Origin of the sequence: Paracoccus sp. TOH (assembly GCF_030388245.1) — a bacterium.
GTDB lineage: Bacteria > Pseudomonadota > Alphaproteobacteria > Rhodobacterales > Rhodobacteraceae > Paracoccus > Paracoccus simplex.
The window spans coordinates 2065858-2080410 of sequence record NZ_CP098360.1; the positions used below are offsets into that span (position 1 = coordinate 2065858).

A 14553-nucleotide genomic window follows, 5' to 3' on the forward strand; every position below is an offset into this window, starting at 1 on the left:
GGATCATTCATAGCGCAGCGCCTCGACCGGGTTCATGCGCGCCGCCCGCCGCGCCGGGAAGATCGTCACCACGAAGGCCAGCCCCAGGGACAGCGCCACGGCGCGGAAGATGTCCCAGGCGCGCAGCTCACCATGCAGCGCGTAGATGCCGCGCACCTCGGGCTGCCAGGCATTGCCGCCGGTCAGCGCGTTCAGCGCCGCCATGACATGGTCGACGTTCAAGGCCAGCGCCACGCCCAGCAGCACGCCGGCGGCGGTGCCGATCACCCCGGTGAAGGCGCCGCAGAGGAAGAACACCCGCAGCACCGCGCCTTCGGTCAGGCCCATGGTGCGCAGGATGCCGATGTCGCGGCCCTTGTTCTTGACCAGCATGATCAGGCCCGAGGTGATGTTCATCGAGGCGATCAGCACCAGGATCGCCAGGATGACGAACATCACGTCATCCTCCATGTCCAGCGCGGCAAGGAAGCTGCCCGAGGCGTCGCGCCAGGTCCAGACCTGGCCGCGTTCGCCCACCGCCGCCAGCAATTGCGGCGTCCAGTCGTCCACCCGTTCGGGATCCCCGACGAAGACCTCGATCTCGTCGGCGACGCCCTCGCGGTTGAAGAAGCTCTGCGCCGCGGCCATGGGCATATAGATGCGGGCCTCGTCGATGTCCCAGCGCCCGGCCGAGAAGACATAGACCACCTCGTAGCTTTCGATCCGGGGCGTGGTGCCGACCGGCGTCTGCGCCCCCTCGGGCGAGACCAGCTGGATGCGGTCGCCGACGCCGACGCCCAGCGTCCGCGCCAGCCCCAGGCCGATGGCGACGCCCCGGTCGTAATCGGCGATGTTGCCGCTGGCGCGCTGGGGATCGACGACGCCGGGCAGCGCCTTCAGCGCCTCGGCCGAGACGCCGTAGACGTCACCCAGGCCGCGGGCGCCGTTCTGGGTGGCCATGACCTTGCCGCGCACCGCCGGATCGGCGCGGGTGACGCCGGGGACGGCGGCGATCTTCGCGGCCAGCGCGTCGTAATCCGCGATGGTGCCGGGGGAGACGTAGGTTTCCTCGGTCAGCTCGTTATAGATCTGCGTCGGCGGGTAATAGACGGTGCTGTGCGGGTTGGCGCCCAGGATGGTGTCGACGAAATCCGCCCGGAAACCGGCCCGCACCGCCAGCGTGGCGATCAGCGCCATGACGCCCAGGGTGATGCCGATCAGGCTGATCCAGGTCATCACGCTGACCCCGCCTTCGGCCCGGCGGGCGCGCAGGTAGCGCCAGGCGATCAGGAATTCGTAACGCGAAAACGGGGCGGGACTGGCCATCGCTCACCTCATGTTGGGTCGCGCCTGATTGGCGGCTTTGCCGGGGTTTTGCAAGCCAACAAGCCCGTGACCTAGAGCGGGCCGGGCCGGCGTTCCTCGGAGAGCATCACGTTCGCCTCGACCTGGCCGACGCCGGGCAGGGTCATGATGCGGCGGCGCAGGATGCGTTCGAAATCGGCGATGTCGCGGGCATGGATGCGCAGCCGGTAGTCGAACTGGCCCAGCACATGCTGGACGGTCTGCACCTCGGGGATGGCGGTCACCGCGCGCTCGAAATCCTCGAGGCTGGTGCGGCCCTTGGCGGCCAGGCGGATGCCCAGGAAGACGGTGACGCCGAATCCCAGCGCCGCCTCGTCCACCACCACGCGGCGGCCGGCGATCACCCCCGCCTCGGCCAGGCGCCGGATGCGGCGCCAGGTGGCGGGCTGGGTCAGGCCCAGGGCGCGGCCGATCTCGGCCGCGCCGCGGGTCGCGTCCTGGGCCAGGAGCCGCAGGATGGCCAGGTCGGTGGCGTCGGGGGCGAGGCTCACAGCGGCAGCTCCTGCACGTCCTTGATGGTCGAGACCAGCATCAGCGCGTCGCTGTCCTGGACATGCGGCAGCGTCAGGATGCTTTCGCGGTAGATCTGCTGCCAATGCGCCATGTCGCGGGCGATGACCGACAGCCGCAGGTCGACCGAGCCGAGGAAGGTCTGGATCTCGGTCACCTCGGGGACGCGGCGGGCGGCGGCCTGGAATTCGTCGAAGGCGCGCTGATGGGTCTTGTCGAGGGTGAAGCGCAGGCTGACCTGCACCTCGTAGCCGAGCTTGCGCCAGTCGATGCGGGTCTCGGTGGCGCGGATCACCCCGGTCTCGCGCAGCTTTTCCAGCCGGCGCCACAGGCTGGCGGGCGTCACCCCGGCGCGCAGGGCCAGTTCGGCATTGGCGATGTCGGGATCGGCGAGCAGCTGGCGCAGGATGCGGCGATCGGTGGCGTCGGGCATGATTTTTTCGCAAAGATGATCTATCGTTTATTATCATTTCGCATTTGAAGATAGAAGTGCGAAAAATGCGCTGATCTGCCGGCGCACGGCTGCTACAACCCCTGCAGCGAAATGGAGGGAGTTTCCGATGCGCGTTTACTATGATCGCGATTGCGACGTGAACCTGATCAAGGACAAGAAGATCGCCATGCTGGGTTACGGCAGCCAGGGCCACGCCCATGCGCTGAACCTGCGCGATTCCGGCGCCAAGAACGTCGTCGTCGCGCTGCGCGAGGGCTCGGCCTCGGCCAAGAAGGCGGAAGCCGAGGGGCTGAAGGTCATGGGCATCGCCGAGGCCGCCGCCTGGGCCGACCTGATCATGTTCACCATGCCCGACGAACTGCAGGCCGAGACCTACAAGAAATACGTGCATGACAATATCCGCGAAGGCGCGGCCATCGCCTTTGCCCACGGTCTGAACATCCATTTCGGCCTGATCGAGGCCAAGCCGGGCGTCGACGTGATCATGATGGCGCCGAAGGGCCCGGGCCACACCGTGCGCGGCGAATACACCAAGGGCGGCGGCGTGCCCTGCCTGTTCGCGGTGCATAACGACGCCACCGGCAAGGCGCAGGATCTGGCGCTGAGCTATTGCTCGGCCATCGGCGGCGGCCGCTCGGGCATCATCGAGACCAATTTCCGCCAGGAATGCGAGACCGACCTGTTCGGCGAGCAGGCGGTGCTGTGCGGCGGTCTGGTCGAGCTGATCCGCATGGGCTTTGAAACCCTGGTCGAGGCCGGCTACGAGCCCGAGATGGCCTATTTCGAATGCCTGCACGAGGTGAAGCTGATCGTGGACCTGATCTACGAAGGCGGCATCGCCAACATGAACTACTCGATCTCGAACACCGCCGAATATGGCGAGTATGTCTCGGGCCCGCGCATCCTGCCTTACGAGGAAACCAAGGCCCGCATGAAGGAAGTGCTGTCGGACATCCAGACCGGCAAGTTCGTGCGCGACTTCATGCAGGAGAACGCCGTCGGCCAGCCCTTCTTCAAGGCGACCCGCCGCATCAACGACGAGCACCAGATCGAGAAGGTCGGCGAGAAGCTGCGCGCCATGATGCCCTGGATCAGCAAGGGCAAGATGGTGGACAAGGAGCGCAACTGAGCGCCCTGCCCCGGAATGGAAAGCCCCGCCATCGGCGGGGCTTTTGCGTTCAGCTGACGCCCTGCGCCGCTTGCAGCCGGTCGATGGCGCGCTGTTCGTCGGCGGCGGTCCAGCCGGCCTGCAACAGCCGCACCAGCTGCGCGATGAAGGCCGGATCGACGGCCCGCAGCGCCGCGAGCTGCTGCTCGGACAGCAGGTTCACATATTCCAGCGCCACGTCGTCGCTGTCGGTGAAATGCGCCGCCTCGAGCCGGTCGAAGATCGCGCGCAGCCGCTTGGTGTTGGTGCCGAGTCCGGCGCAGAACTTCGCCAGCCCCTTTTCGTCCATGTTGACGGTCATGCCCCAGCCGCCGGTGCGGAAGCGGTTCACAACGAATTCACCGTCTTGCGCGACATAGTTCAGAAAGCCATGCGCGACCTTGAAACCGACCTTGGAACTGGTCCAGTCCATGCGCAGGTCAAGAAAGCTGACCGGGTCGAAGGTATAGGCGTTGTTCACCCGGTTCAGCCCCACCGGCCAGCCGCGCGCCGGCGAGCCGAAGCTGTTCACCTCGAGGCCCCGGACCGAGTCCGCGCCCTTGACCAGCGTCACCGCGGAAAGCGCGTTCGAGGTCACCAGGTTGCCCTGGCTGTGGCAATAGACCGGCGTGCCCAGCATGCCGCCCGGCTGGCCGATCAGCAGCGCGAACAGCGATTGCGCCGCCGGGTTGCCGGCCAGCATCTCATGCGCGAAATCCTCCTTGCTGAGCATCGGGCGCTTCTCGCGGCTCTTCTGCCAGACCTGGTCGAAGAACGCGATCCAGTTGGTGTTGTGGTTCAGGTTCGAGGTCTGGACCTGGGTCAGCCGCGCCTTGTCGGTGATGCACTGGAACAGGTCGGCCCAGAAACCATCCTTGCGGTTGTAGACGCCGATGACCGGGCAGCCCAGCATCAGCGACAGCGCCTCGGCGCTGGCCCGGTGATCGGCGCCGGTATTCATCATGCCGTTGACGAAGATCACCGGCTTGGTCGGGTTGAACCAGCTTTTGTTCTGGACCTCGGGCGAGACGAAGCGCGTCACCGCCCCGTCCGCCGAGGGCGTGGCGCCCTGCGCAATGGTCGGGAATCGCATGAAAGCTCCTTGTAACAATGGGCCGGCGGGCCGGCCGGATGAAAAAACTATTCTTCAAGCACTTCCAGCACGCCGGGAATGACGCGCAACGCCTGGCGCGCCGGCGTGGTCAAGGGCGCGTCCTCGGCGATCTCGATATCCACCAGATCCTCGCCGTCCTTGAGCCGCAAGGCAATAGGACCGCGCGCGCGGGCCGGGGCGGCGATCTCGGCCTGGATGCGGGCCAGCGCCTCGGCGATGCCGGGCACGGCGTCCAGCCCGGCGATCTCGACCGCGAGCCGATTGGCCCCGGCATCCGCCACCGCCTGATCGAGCGGCGTCACCGCGCGGGCCAGAAGCTTGACCTGATCGCCCGACGGCTCGACCTGCACCTGCAGCACCACGTTCTCGCCCGGTTCCAGGTGCTGGCGATGGGCGTCCAGCGTGTCGGAAAACACCGTGACCTCGTAAAGCCCGGTCGGGTCCGACAGGCCGACGAAGGCGAAACGGGTGCCGCGGGCGGATTTCTTTTCCTGCCGGAAGGCCACGGTGCCGGCCAGCGAGGCGACCAGCGCCCCATCGGCCGCCGCCTGCGTCACCTCGGCCAGGGTCTGCACGTTCTTGCGGCGCAGCGCCGGCTGGTAATCGTCCAGCGGATGGCCCGAGAGGTAGAAGCCGACCGCCGCATGTTCCTCGGCCAGCTTCTCGGCCGGCATCCAGATCGGCGCCGGCACGGGGCGCGGCGGCGGCAGATCCTCGCCGCCGCCGAACAGCGAGCTTTGCGACGAGGCCGCGGCTTCCTGCACCGCCGCCGACCAGGCGACCAGCCCGTCCAGCGCCTTGAGCACCCGGGCGCGGTTCGGTTCCAGCCCATCGAAGGCGCCGGCGCGGGCCAGCATCTCCAGCGGCCGCTTGCCGACGCGCTTCATGTCGACGCGGCGGGCGAAATCGTGCAGGTCGCGGAACGGCGTCTGGCCGCGCGCCGCGGTGATCAGCCGCATCGCCTCGACGCCGACGCCCTTCAGCGCGCCGAGCGCATAGACGATGCGGCCGTCCTTGACGCTGAAGGTCGGCTCGGAGCGGTTGACGCAGGGCGGCACGGTCTCGATCCCCATCCGGTCGGCTTCGCGCTTATAGACGGCGAGCTTGTCGGTCAGGTGAATGTCGCAGTTCATCACCGCGGCCATGAACTCGACCGGGTGATTGGCCTTGAGCCAGGCGGTCTGGTAGCTGACCACGGCATAGGCGGCGGCATGGGACTTGTTGAAACCGTAATTGGCGAATTTCTCAAGCAGGTCAAAGACCTCTCCGGCCTTCTTCGCGTCGATTCCCTGTTGCTTGCAGCCCTCGACGAATTTCGGCCGCTCCTTGGCCATCTCCTCGGCGATCTTCTTGCCCATGGCGCGGCGCAGCAGGTCGGCGCCGCCCAGGCTGTAGCCGGCCATGACCTGGGCGATCTGCATCACCTGTTCCTGGTAGACGATGATGCCCTGGGTCTCGGCCAGGATGTGGTCGATGGTGGGGTGAATGGATTCAAGCGGTCGCAGGCCGTTCTTCACCTCGCAATAGGTCGGGATGTTCTCCATCGGGCCGGGGCGATACAGCGCCACCAGCGCCACGATATCCTCGATGCAGGTCGGCTTCATGCGCCGCAGCGCGTCCATCATCCCCGAACTTTCGACCTGGAACACCGCCACGGTGCGGGCGCTGGCGAACAGCTCATAGCTGGGCTTGTCGTCCAGCGGGATGGCGTTGATCTGGTTCTCGGCCCCCTTGGCCGGATCGTAGAGCCGCCGCCCGTCGGCGGCGACATGCAGCTGCCGGCCGCCGGCATTGATGAGATCGACCGCGTTCTGGATCACCGTCAGGGTCTTGAGGCCGAGAAAGTCGAACTTGACCAGCCCGGCCTGCTCGACCCATTTCATGTTGAACTGCGTCGCCGGCATGTCCGAGGCCGGATCGCGATAAAGCGGCACCAGCCGGTGCAGCGGCCGGTCGCCGATCACCACGCCGGCGGCATGGGTCGAGGCATTGCGCAGCAACCCCTCGATCTTGGCGGCATAGTCCAGCAGGCGGGCGACCACCTCCTCCCTGGCGGCCTCGCGCAGGCGCGGCTCGTCGGCCAGGGCCTTGGTGACGCTGACCGGCTTCACGCCCTCGACCGGGATCATCTTGGACAGCCGGTCCACCTGGCCGAAGGGCAGTTGCAGCACCCGGCCCACGTCGCGCACCGCCGCCTTGGAGAGAAGCGCGCCGAAGGTGATGATCTGGCCGACCTTGTCGCGGCCGTATTTCTCTTGCACGTATTGGATCACCTCCTCGCGGCGATCCATGCAGAAGTCGATGTCGAAGTCGGGCATCGACACCCGTTCCGGGTTCAGAAACCGCTCGAAGAGCAGGCTGTAACGCATTGGATCCAGGTCGGTAATCGTCAGCGCATAGGCAACCAGAGAGCCGGCGCCCGAGCCGCGGCCCGGCCCGACCGGGATGCCGTGTTCCTTGGCCCATTTGATGAAGTCGGCGACGATCAGGAAATAGCCGGGAAAGCCCATCTGCTCGATGATGCCCAGCTCGAAGCGCAGGCGTTCCTCGTATTCCTCGACGGTGGCGGAATGCGGGATCACCGCCAGCCGGGCGCGCAAGCCGTCCCAGGCCTGGCGGCGCAGTTCCTCGACCTCGTCACCCGCAAAGCGCGGCAGGATCGGCTTGTGTTTCTTGACCGCGAAGGCGCAGCGGCGGGCGATCTCGACAGTGTTCTGGATCGCCTCGGGCAGGTCGGCGAACAGCGCGGCCATTTCGGCGGCGGTCTTGAAGTAATGCTGCGGCGTCAGCCGGCGGCGCGGCGCGGTCTGGTCGACATAGGCGCGGTCCGAGATGCAGATCAGCGCGTCATGGGCGTCGAACAGCTCGGATTTCGGGAAATACACGTCGTTTGTGGCGACCAGCGGCAGGTCGAGCGCATAGGCGATGTCGATCATGCCGCCTTCCGAGCCCGCCTCCTCGGGGACGGGCTGGCCCTCGGCATCGTGGTGGCGCTGCAGTTCGACATAAAGCCGGGTCGGGAAGGCGGCGGCCAGCCGCTCGGCCAGGCCGCGGGCCTCGGCCGGGCGGCCCTGCAGCACCAGCTGGCCCAGCGGGCCGCCGGCGCCGCCGGTCAGGCAGATCAGCCCCTCGGCATGGGCTTCCAGATCGGCCAGCGTCACATGCGGCAGCGCGTGGTCGTCGCGCAGGTAAAGGCAGGTCGACAGCTCCATCAGGTTCAGCCAGCCGGCCTCGTTCTGGGCCAGCAGCACCACCGGGCCGGTCACTTCGGCCGCCAGCGTGACCTGGCAGCCGACGATGGGCTGCACGCCGGCATCCTGCGCCTTGACCGAGAATTCCAGCGCCGCGAACAGCGCGTTGGTATCGGTCAGCGCCACGGCCGGCATGCCGTTCTGCGCCGCCAGATCGGCAAGTTTCTTGACCGGCACCGCGCCTTCCAGCAGCGAATGTTCGGAATGGGTGCGCAGGTGGATGAATCGGGGAGAATTTTCCGGCATGGCGCAATCTAGGTCCGACCTGACGGATTGTGCAATTGCCCCTCGGCGGAAAACCGCTAATCTTGGCGCAAAAAGCAGCGAGGCGCGCGACAGTGACCGATGTTTTCCGGGCCGAGGGTCTGGGCAAGAGCTATCCCGGCGTGCGGGCCAATGACGACCTGTCCTTTGCGGTCGCCGCCGGCGAGATCCATGCCCTGCTGGGCGAGAACGGCGCCGGCAAGTCCACGCTGGTCAAGATGATCTATGGCCTGGTGCGGCCGGACGAGGGGCGGATGGCGTTGCTGGGCGCACCCTATGCGCCGCACGATCCGCGCGCCGCCCGCGCCGCCGGCGTCGCCATGGTGTTCCAGCATTTCAGCCTGTTCGACGCGCTGACCGTGGCCGAGAACATCGCGCTGGGGATGGAGAACCCGCCGCCGCGCGCCGAACTTGCCAGCCGCATCGCCGAGCTGTCGCAGGGCTACGGGCTGCCGCTGAACCCCGGCCGCCGCATCGCCAGCCTGTCGGCGGGCGAGCGGCAGCGGGTCGAGATCCTGCGCTGCCTGCTGCAAGGCCCGCGCCTGCTGATCATGGACGAGCCGACCTCGGTCCTGACCCCGCAGGAGGCCGAGATCCTGTTCGCCACCCTGCGGCAACTGGCCGAGGCCGGCACGGCGGTCCTGTATATCAGCCACAAGCTGGAGGAAATCCGCAGCCATTGCGACCGCGCCACCATCCTGCGCCAGGGCCGGCTGGTCGGCACGGTCGATCCGCGCGCCCATTCCGCCCGCGAACTGGCGGCGATGATGGTCGGGGCCGAGATGCGGCTGGTGGACCGTTCCGGCCGCAAGCCCGGCGCGCCGGTGCTGGAGGTCCGGGGCCTGTCCACGCCGGCCGGCGAGGGCGTGGCGCTGAGGGACATCGCGCTGAGCCTGCGCGCGGGCGAGATCCTGGGCATCGGCGGCGTCGCCGGCAACGGCCAGGAGGAGCTGCTTTCGGCGCTGTCGGGCGAGACCGCGACCGCCGCCGGCACCGTGGCTCTGGAGGGACGCGACCTCTCTGCCGCCGGCCCCGAGGCGCGGCGCCGGGCCGGGCTGCTGGCGGCGCCCGAGGACCGGCTGGGCCATGCCGCGGTGCCCGAATTCAGCCTGGCCGAGAACACGCTGCTGACCGCCGGGGCGCGGCAGGGGCTGATCCGCAACGGCCTGATCGACCGCAAGGCGGCCACGGCTTTCGCGCAGGAGGTGATCCGCGCCTTCGACGTGCGCACCCCCGGCCCCGGCACGGCGGCGGGCGCGCTGTCGGGCGGCAACCTGCAGAAATTCGTCATCGGCCGCGAGGTGCTGGGCCGGCCGCGGGCGCTGGTCGTCAACCAGCCGACCTGGGGCGTCGATGCCGGCGCCGCCGCCGCCATCCGCCAGGCGCTGCTGGACCTGGCCGCGCAGGGTGCCGGGCTGATCGTCATCAGCCAGGACCTGGACGAGCTGCTGGAACTGTCGGACCGGTTCTGCGCCCTGAACCAGGGCCGGCTGTCCGCGCCCCGGCCGACCGAGGGCCTGACGGTCGAGGAGATCGGGCTGATGCTGGGCGGCGCGCATGGCATGGAGGTGGCGCATGTTTCGGCTTGAACCCCGCACCAGCGCCCCGCTGCTTTGGCAGGTCGCGACCCCGGTGCTGGCGGTGCTGGCGACGATGCTGGTCGGCGGCGCGCTGTTCGCCGCCATGGGCTTCGACCCGCTGGCCGCGATCCGCACCATTTTCTGGGACCCGCTGTTCGGTCCCGCCGCCGGCTATTCGCGGCCGCAACTGCTGGTCAAGGCCGGGCCGCTGATCCTGATCGCCTGCGGGTTGGCGCTGGGATTCCGCGCCGGGATCTGGAACATCGGCGCCGAGGGGCAATACATCATCGGCGCCATTTGCGGCGCCGCGGTGGCGCTGGCCGCCTATCCGCTGGACGCGTTCTGGATCTTCCCGGCGATGATCCTGGCCGGCGCGGCGGGCGGCTGGGCCTGGGGGATGATCCCGGCGCTGCTGCGCAACTGGTTCGGCGCCTCGGAAATCCTGGTATCGCTGATGCTGGTCTATGTGGCGCAGAAGGTCGCCGCCTGGATGGCCTTCGGGCCGATGAAGAACCCCGAGGGCTTCAACTTTCCCGGCTCGCGCAACCTGCAGCAATACGAGGCGGCCTCGAACCCGGACCTGATCGCCGGCTCCGGCCTGCATTGGGGCGGCGTGGCGGCGGTGCTGGCCCTGGCGGCGACCTGGTTCGTGATGTCGCGCCACGTCCTTGGCTTCCACATCCGCACCGCCGGGGCCGCCCCCCGCGCCGCGCGCTTTGCCGGCGTCCGCCCCGAGCGGCTGGTGGCGCTGTGCCTGGGCGTCTCGGGCGCGCTTGCCGGCCTCGCCGGCCTGTTCGAGGTCGCGGGCCCGGCCGGCCAGATCACCGAGAGCTTCGGCTCGGGCTACGGCTTCACCGCGATCATCGTGGCCTTCCTGGGCCGGCTGCATCCCTTGGGCATCCTGCTGGCGGGGCTGCTCATGGCGCTGACCTATATCGGCGGGGAACTGGCGCAGATGATGCTGAACCTGCCCGCGGCGACGGTGCAGGTGTTCCAGGGGATGCTGCTGTTCTTCCTGCTCGGCTTCGACATCCTGACCCGATACCGCATCCGGAGGCGCGCATGATGATCGACCCGCTTTCCGTCTTCATCCTGCTGCTGGGCGCCGCGACGCCGATCCTGTTCGCAGCCCTGGGCGAGCTGGTCGTCGAACGCGCGGGGGTGCTGAACCTGGGGGTCGAGGGCATGATGATCGGCGGCGCGCTGGCGGGCTTTGCCGTGGCCCATGCCAGCGGCAGCCCGGCGCTGGGTTTCCTGGCCGCCGCCGTCGCCGGCGCGGCGCTGTCGATGATCTTCGCGGTGCTGACGCAATTCCTGCTGTCGAACCAGGTTGCCACGGGGCTGGCGCTGACGCTGTTCGGCCTGGGCCTGACCGCCATGTTCGGCAAGCCCTACGAGGGGGTGAAGGCGCCGCCGATGCTGGCCGGGCCGCTGCGGCTGAACCTGATGATCTGGCTGGGCCTGGCGCTGGTGCCCGCCGTCTGGTGGTTCCTGATGCGCTCGCGCCCCGGCCTGATCCTGCGCGCGGTGGGCGAGAACCACGACGCCGCCCATGCGCTGGGCTATCCGGTGCGCGCCCTGCGCATCGCCGCCATCGGCTTCGGCGGCGCGCTGGCCGGGATGGGCGGCGCCTATATCTCGATCGCCACGGTGCTGCAATGGACCGAGGGCATGACCGCCGGCGCCGGCTGGATCGCGCTGGCCATCGTGGTCTTTGCGCAATGGAACCCCTGGGGCGTGCTGGCCGGCGCCTGGCTGTTCGGCGGCGTCACCGTGCTGCAGCTGCGTCTGCAGGCGGCGGGGGTCGCGGTGCCGGTGCAGCTGCTCAGCATGGCGCCCTATCTTGCCACGATCCTCGTGCTGGTGCTGATCTCGGCCCGGCAGAAATTCGGCCGCTCGGGCGGGGCTGCTGCCCCCGGATCGCTGGGCAGGCCCTTCCACGCACTGCGCTAGCGTAACCAACAGGAGACCATGATGAATCGCAGAACCCTTCTCGGCAGCGCCGCCGCCCTTCTGGCCGCCTCGGCCCTGCCCGGCTTTGCCCAGGATGAAAAGCTCAAGGTGGGCTTCATCTATGTCGGGCCGGTGGGCGACGGCGGCTGGACCTATCAACACGACCTGGCCCGCCAGGCGGTCGAAAAGGAATATGGCGACCGCGTCGAGACCACCTTCATCGAAAGCGTCCCCGAGGGCGCCGATGCCGAGCGTGCCATCACCCAGCTGGCGCTGTCCGGCCACAAGCTGATCTTCACCACCAGCTTCGGCTTCATGGACGCGACCGTGAACGTGGCGAAGAAATTCCCCGACGTGAAGTTCGAGCACGCCACCGGCTACAAGACCGCCGAGAACGTCGCCACCTACGACGCCCGCTTCTACGAGGGCCGCGCCGTCATGGGCACCATCGCCGGGCGCATGACCAAGTCGAACAAGATCGGCTATATCGGCTCGTTCCCGATCCCCGAAGTGGTGCAGGGCATCAACAGCTCGTATATCCACGCGAAGAAGGTGAACCCGGATGTCGAGATGAAGGTGGTCTGGGCCTATAGCTGGTTCGATCCCGCGAAAGAGGCCGACGCCGCCGCCGCGCTGATCGCCGAGGGCGTGGACGTGATCCTGCAGCACACCGACTCGACCGCGCCGCTGGCCAAGGCGCAGGAGGCCGGCGCCATCGGTTTCGGCCAGGCCAGCGACATGGCGGCGTTCAAGCCCAGCCCGCGGGTTTCGTCGATCATCGACAACTGGGCACCCTATTACATCCAGCGCGTCGGCGAGGTGCTGGACGGGACCTGGAAATCGCATGCGGTCTGGCTGGGCATCGGCGACGGCGAGGTCGAGATCGGCGAGATCACCGAGGCGGTGCCGGCCGAGATCAAAGACGAGGCGCTGGCGCTGAAGGACAGGATCGCCTCGGGCGAATACCACCCCTTCACCGGGCCGCTGAACAAGCAGGACGGCAGCGTCTGGCTGGCCGAGGGCCAGACCGCCAGCGACAAGGACCTGTCCTCGATGAACTTCTATGTCGAGGGCATCACGGCGCCGATGCCGAAGTGACCAGACGACAAAACCGGGGCTTGCGCCCCGGTTTTCATCGCCCCGGCCAGGCCGTCACTCCAGATGGCTTTCCAGGAACCACAGATCCTTGTCGGCGGTGCGCGAGGCGGCGGTGAACAGGTCGGCGGTATCGGCATCCCCGGCCTCGTCGGTGGTGCCGATGGCGGCGCGGACCTTCCCGCCGTAATCGCGCATCCGTTCGCAGACCGCCTTGATATGGTCCTCGGCCTTGGTCAGGTCGGTGGGGTATTCCTTCAGCGTGCTGGCCTTGGCCACCTTCTCGACCGTGCCGACGGCGACGCCGTCCAGCACCTGCACGCGCTCGGCCATCATGTCCACATGCTCGTCCAGCCGCGCCTTCACGGTGTCGAACAGCTCGTGCACCGCGATGAAGTTGCGGCCCTTCACGTTCCAATGCGCCTGCTTGATCGCCGCCGACAGCGCCAGCGCGTCGGCCAGGCGGGCATTCAACTCGGCGATCGCGGTCTTGCGGGCATTGTCGCTGAGCCCTTTGACATTCACAGCCATGAAACTCTCCTTCGTCAGGTTCATCCTTGCAACGAAGGCCGGGACGCGACGGTTCCCCGCGACGCCGGGTCAAACCGCCGCAGGCACAGAAAAAGGGCGGCGCTTCCTGCGAAGCACCGCCCCTGCAAACTCGCTCAGAGCTGGATCAGACCGCGCCCTGGATGAACTTCACCGCGTCGCCGAAGGTCTGGATCGTCTCGGCGGCGTCATCGGGGATCTCGATGCCGAACTCTTCCTCGAACGCCATGACCAGTTCCACGGTATCCAGCGAATCGGCGCCGAGATCGTCGATGAACGAGGCGGTTTCCGTCACCTTGTCCTCATCGACACCCAGGTGCTCGACGACGATTTTCTTCACGCGATCAGCAATATCGCTCATGTCTCTTCCTCGTTTTCGCGGGCAATCCGCCCAGATGTTCCAGCGATTGCCGGTCACAGCCCAGGGCGGTTCCCCTGCAGCCTTGCTTGCGGGATATAGCACGGAGACGTGATCTTGCAACCCGCATAAACCATCATCAGATCATCGCCATGCCGCCATTCACATGCAGCGTGGTGCCGGTGACATAGCCCGCCTCGGGGCTGGCCAGATACAGCACCGCGCCGGCGATTTCCTGCGCCGAACCCATGCGCCCGGCGGGGATCTGCGCCAGGATCCGGCCCTTCTGCTCGTCGTTCAGCTTGTCGGTCATCGCAGTCTCGATGAAGCCGGGCGCGACGCAGTTCACCGTGATCCCGCGCGAGGCGACCTCATAGGCCAGGCTCTTCGACATGCCCACGAGCCCCGCCTTGGCGGCGGCGTAATTGCCCTGGCCCGGATTGCCGGTGGCACCGACGACCGAGCCGATGTTCACGATCCGGCCCCAGCGCGCCTTCATCATGCCGCGCAACACCCCCCGGCACAGCCGGAAGCTCGAGGTCAGGTTCACCTCGATCACCTGCGCCCATTCCTCGTCCGACATGCGCATGAACAGGTTGTCACGGGTGATGCCGGCATTGTTGACCAGGATGTCGACCGAGCCCATGGCCTCGGCCGCCGCCTTGGGCAGCGCCTCGACCGCGGCCGCATCCGACAGGTTCGCGGTCACGACATGCGCCCGCGACCCCAGTTTCCCGGCCAGCTCGCGCAGCGGCGCCTCGCGCGTGCCCGACAGCGCCACCGTGGCGCCGGCGGCATGCAGCGCCTCGGCCACCGCACCGCCGATCCCGCCCGAAGCCCCGGTCACCAGCGCATTCCTGCCCGTCAGATCAAACATCAAGCTCTTTCTCCGTTTTCCAAATACCCCGGGGGAATCCCGCAGGGATGGGGGCGG

General features: G+C 67.8%; 13 protein-coding genes. 5 read left to right on the top strand and 8 right to left on the bottom strand.

Annotation, left to right across the window (positions count from 1 at the left end; translation table 11 throughout):
* Nucleotides 1-3 precede the first annotated feature (3 nt).
* From NBE95_RS10250 to NBE95_RS10260, 3 genes are all read right to left on the bottom strand, one after another.
* Nucleotides 4-1305: an ABC transporter permease gene (locus NBE95_RS10250; protein WP_289893791.1), complete on the bottom strand. Its 1302-nt coding sequence runs from the start codon at nt 1303-1305 to the stop codon at nt 4-6.
* Nucleotides 1306-1376: 71 nt separating this feature from the next.
* A complete protein-coding gene (locus NBE95_RS10255) occupies nt 1377-1835 on the bottom strand; it encodes an Lrp/AsnC family transcriptional regulator (protein ID WP_289893792.1) in 459 nt (152 codons plus the stop codon).
* Nucleotides 1832-2287 (bottom strand): Lrp/AsnC family transcriptional regulator, encoded by a 456-nt coding sequence (locus NBE95_RS10260; protein WP_289893793.1) that lies wholly within the window; start codon nt 2285-2287, stop codon nt 1832-1834. Before NBE95_RS10260 ends, NBE95_RS10255 begins: the two co-directional genes overlap by 4 nt.
* Before the next feature lie 127 nt (nt 2288-2414).
* Here NBE95_RS10260 and ilvC point away from each other — a divergent pair, with 127 nt between their 5' ends.
* Nucleotides 2415-3437, top strand: a complete 1023-nt coding sequence (gene ilvC, locus NBE95_RS10265) for a ketol-acid reductoisomerase (RefSeq protein WP_289893794.1) — start codon at nt 2415-2417, stop codon at nt 3435-3437.
* 49 nt (nt 3438-3486) lie between these two features.
* On the opposite strand, the gene NBE95_RS10270 is transcribed toward ilvC, so the two are convergent.
* Complete coding sequence (locus NBE95_RS10270; protein ID WP_289893795.1) at nt 3487-4548, bottom strand: hypothetical protein; 1062 nt, start codon at nt 4546-4548, stop codon at nt 3487-3489.
* Between the two features lie 47 nt (nt 4549-4595).
* Nucleotides 4596-8066, bottom strand: coding sequence for a DNA polymerase III subunit alpha (dnaE, locus tag NBE95_RS10275; RefSeq protein ID WP_289893796.1), 3471 nt, complete (start codon nt 8064-8066; stop codon nt 4596-4598).
* 92 nt (nt 8067-8158) lie between these two features.
* On the opposite strand from dnaE, the gene NBE95_RS10280 reads away from it, so the two are divergent.
* The 4 genes from NBE95_RS10280 to NBE95_RS10295 are packed head-to-tail and all read left to right on the top strand — an operon-like array spanning nt 8159 to nt 12715.
* A complete protein-coding gene (locus NBE95_RS10280) occupies nt 8159-9673 on the top strand; it encodes an ABC transporter ATP-binding protein (protein ID WP_289893797.1) in 1515 nt (504 codons plus the stop codon).
* Nucleotides 9660-10730, top strand: coding sequence for an ABC transporter permease (locus NBE95_RS10285; RefSeq protein WP_289893798.1), 1071 nt, complete (start codon nt 9660-9662; stop codon nt 10728-10730). Before NBE95_RS10280 ends, NBE95_RS10285 begins: the two co-directional genes overlap by 14 nt.
* The gene (locus tag NBE95_RS10290; RefSeq protein WP_289893799.1) at nt 10727-11617 is read left to right on the top strand and encodes an ABC transporter permease; all 891 of its coding nucleotides are present in this window, start codon (nt 10727-10729) and stop codon (nt 11615-11617) included. The genes NBE95_RS10285 and NBE95_RS10290 overlap by 4 nt, the downstream gene beginning before the upstream one ends.
* A 21-nt stretch (nt 11618-11638) precedes the next feature.
* Nucleotides 11639-12715 carry a BMP family ABC transporter substrate-binding protein gene (locus tag NBE95_RS10295; RefSeq protein ID WP_289893800.1) on the top strand — a complete coding sequence of 359 codons (1077 nt, stop codon included), beginning with the start codon at nt 11639-11641 and terminating at the stop codon, nt 12713-12715.
* A gap of 54 nt (nt 12716-12769) precedes the next feature.
* Here NBE95_RS10295 and dps read toward each other — a convergent pair whose 3' ends face one another.
* The 3 genes from dps to fabG form a co-directional block, all read right to left on the bottom strand.
* Entirely contained in the window at nt 12770-13243 is a 474-nt protein-coding gene (gene dps / locus NBE95_RS10300; protein WP_289893801.1) for a DNA starvation/stationary phase protection protein Dps, read from the bottom strand.
* A 145-nt stretch (nt 13244-13388) separates the two neighbouring features.
* Nucleotides 13389-13622: an acyl carrier protein gene (locus NBE95_RS10305; RefSeq protein ID WP_010397399.1), complete on the bottom strand. Its 234-nt coding sequence runs from the start codon at nt 13620-13622 to the stop codon at nt 13389-13391.
* Nucleotides 13623-13758: 136 nt separating this feature from the next.
* Entirely contained in the window at nt 13759-14496 is a 738-nt protein-coding gene (gene fabG / locus NBE95_RS10310; protein WP_289893803.1) for a 3-oxoacyl-ACP reductase FabG, read from the bottom strand.
* Nucleotides 14497-14553 lie beyond the last annotated feature (57 nt).

Coding starts and splice junctions, on each gene's coding strand:
- NBE95_RS10250 (WP_289893791.1), bottom strand. CDS start 1,305: ATGGCCAGTCCCGCCCCGTTTTCGCGTTACGAATTCCTGATCGCCTGG.
- NBE95_RS10260 (WP_289893793.1), bottom strand. CDS start 2,287: ATGCCCGACGCCACCGATCGCCGCATCCTGCGCCAGCTGCTCGCCGAT.
- ilvC (WP_289893794.1), top strand. CDS start 2,415: ATGCGCGTTTACTATGATCGCGATTGCGACGTGAACCTGATCAAGGAC.
- NBE95_RS10270 (WP_289893795.1), bottom strand. CDS start 4,548: ATGCGATTCCCGACCATTGCGCAGGGCGCCACGCCCTCGGCGGACGGG.
- dnaE (WP_289893796.1), bottom strand. CDS start 8,066: ATGCCGGAAAATTCTCCCCGATTCATCCACCTGCGCACCCATTCCGAA.
- NBE95_RS10285 (WP_289893798.1), top strand. CDS start 9,660: ATGTTTCGGCTTGAACCCCGCACCAGCGCCCCGCTGCTTTGGCAGGTC.
- NBE95_RS10290 (WP_289893799.1), top strand. CDS start 10,727: ATGATGATCGACCCGCTTTCCGTCTTCATCCTGCTGCTGGGCGCCGCG.
- NBE95_RS10295 (WP_289893800.1), top strand. CDS start 11,639: ATGAATCGCAGAACCCTTCTCGGCAGCGCCGCCGCCCTTCTGGCCGCC.
- dps (WP_289893801.1), bottom strand. CDS start 13,243: ATGGCTGTGAATGTCAAAGGGCTCAGCGACAATGCCCGCAAGACCGCG.
- NBE95_RS10305 (WP_010397399.1), bottom strand. CDS start 13,622: ATGAGCGATATTGCTGATCGCGTGAAGAAAATCGTCGTCGAGCACCTG.
- fabG (WP_289893803.1), bottom strand. CDS start 14,496: ATGTTTGATCTGACGGGCAGGAATGCGCTGGTGACCGGGGCTTCGGGC.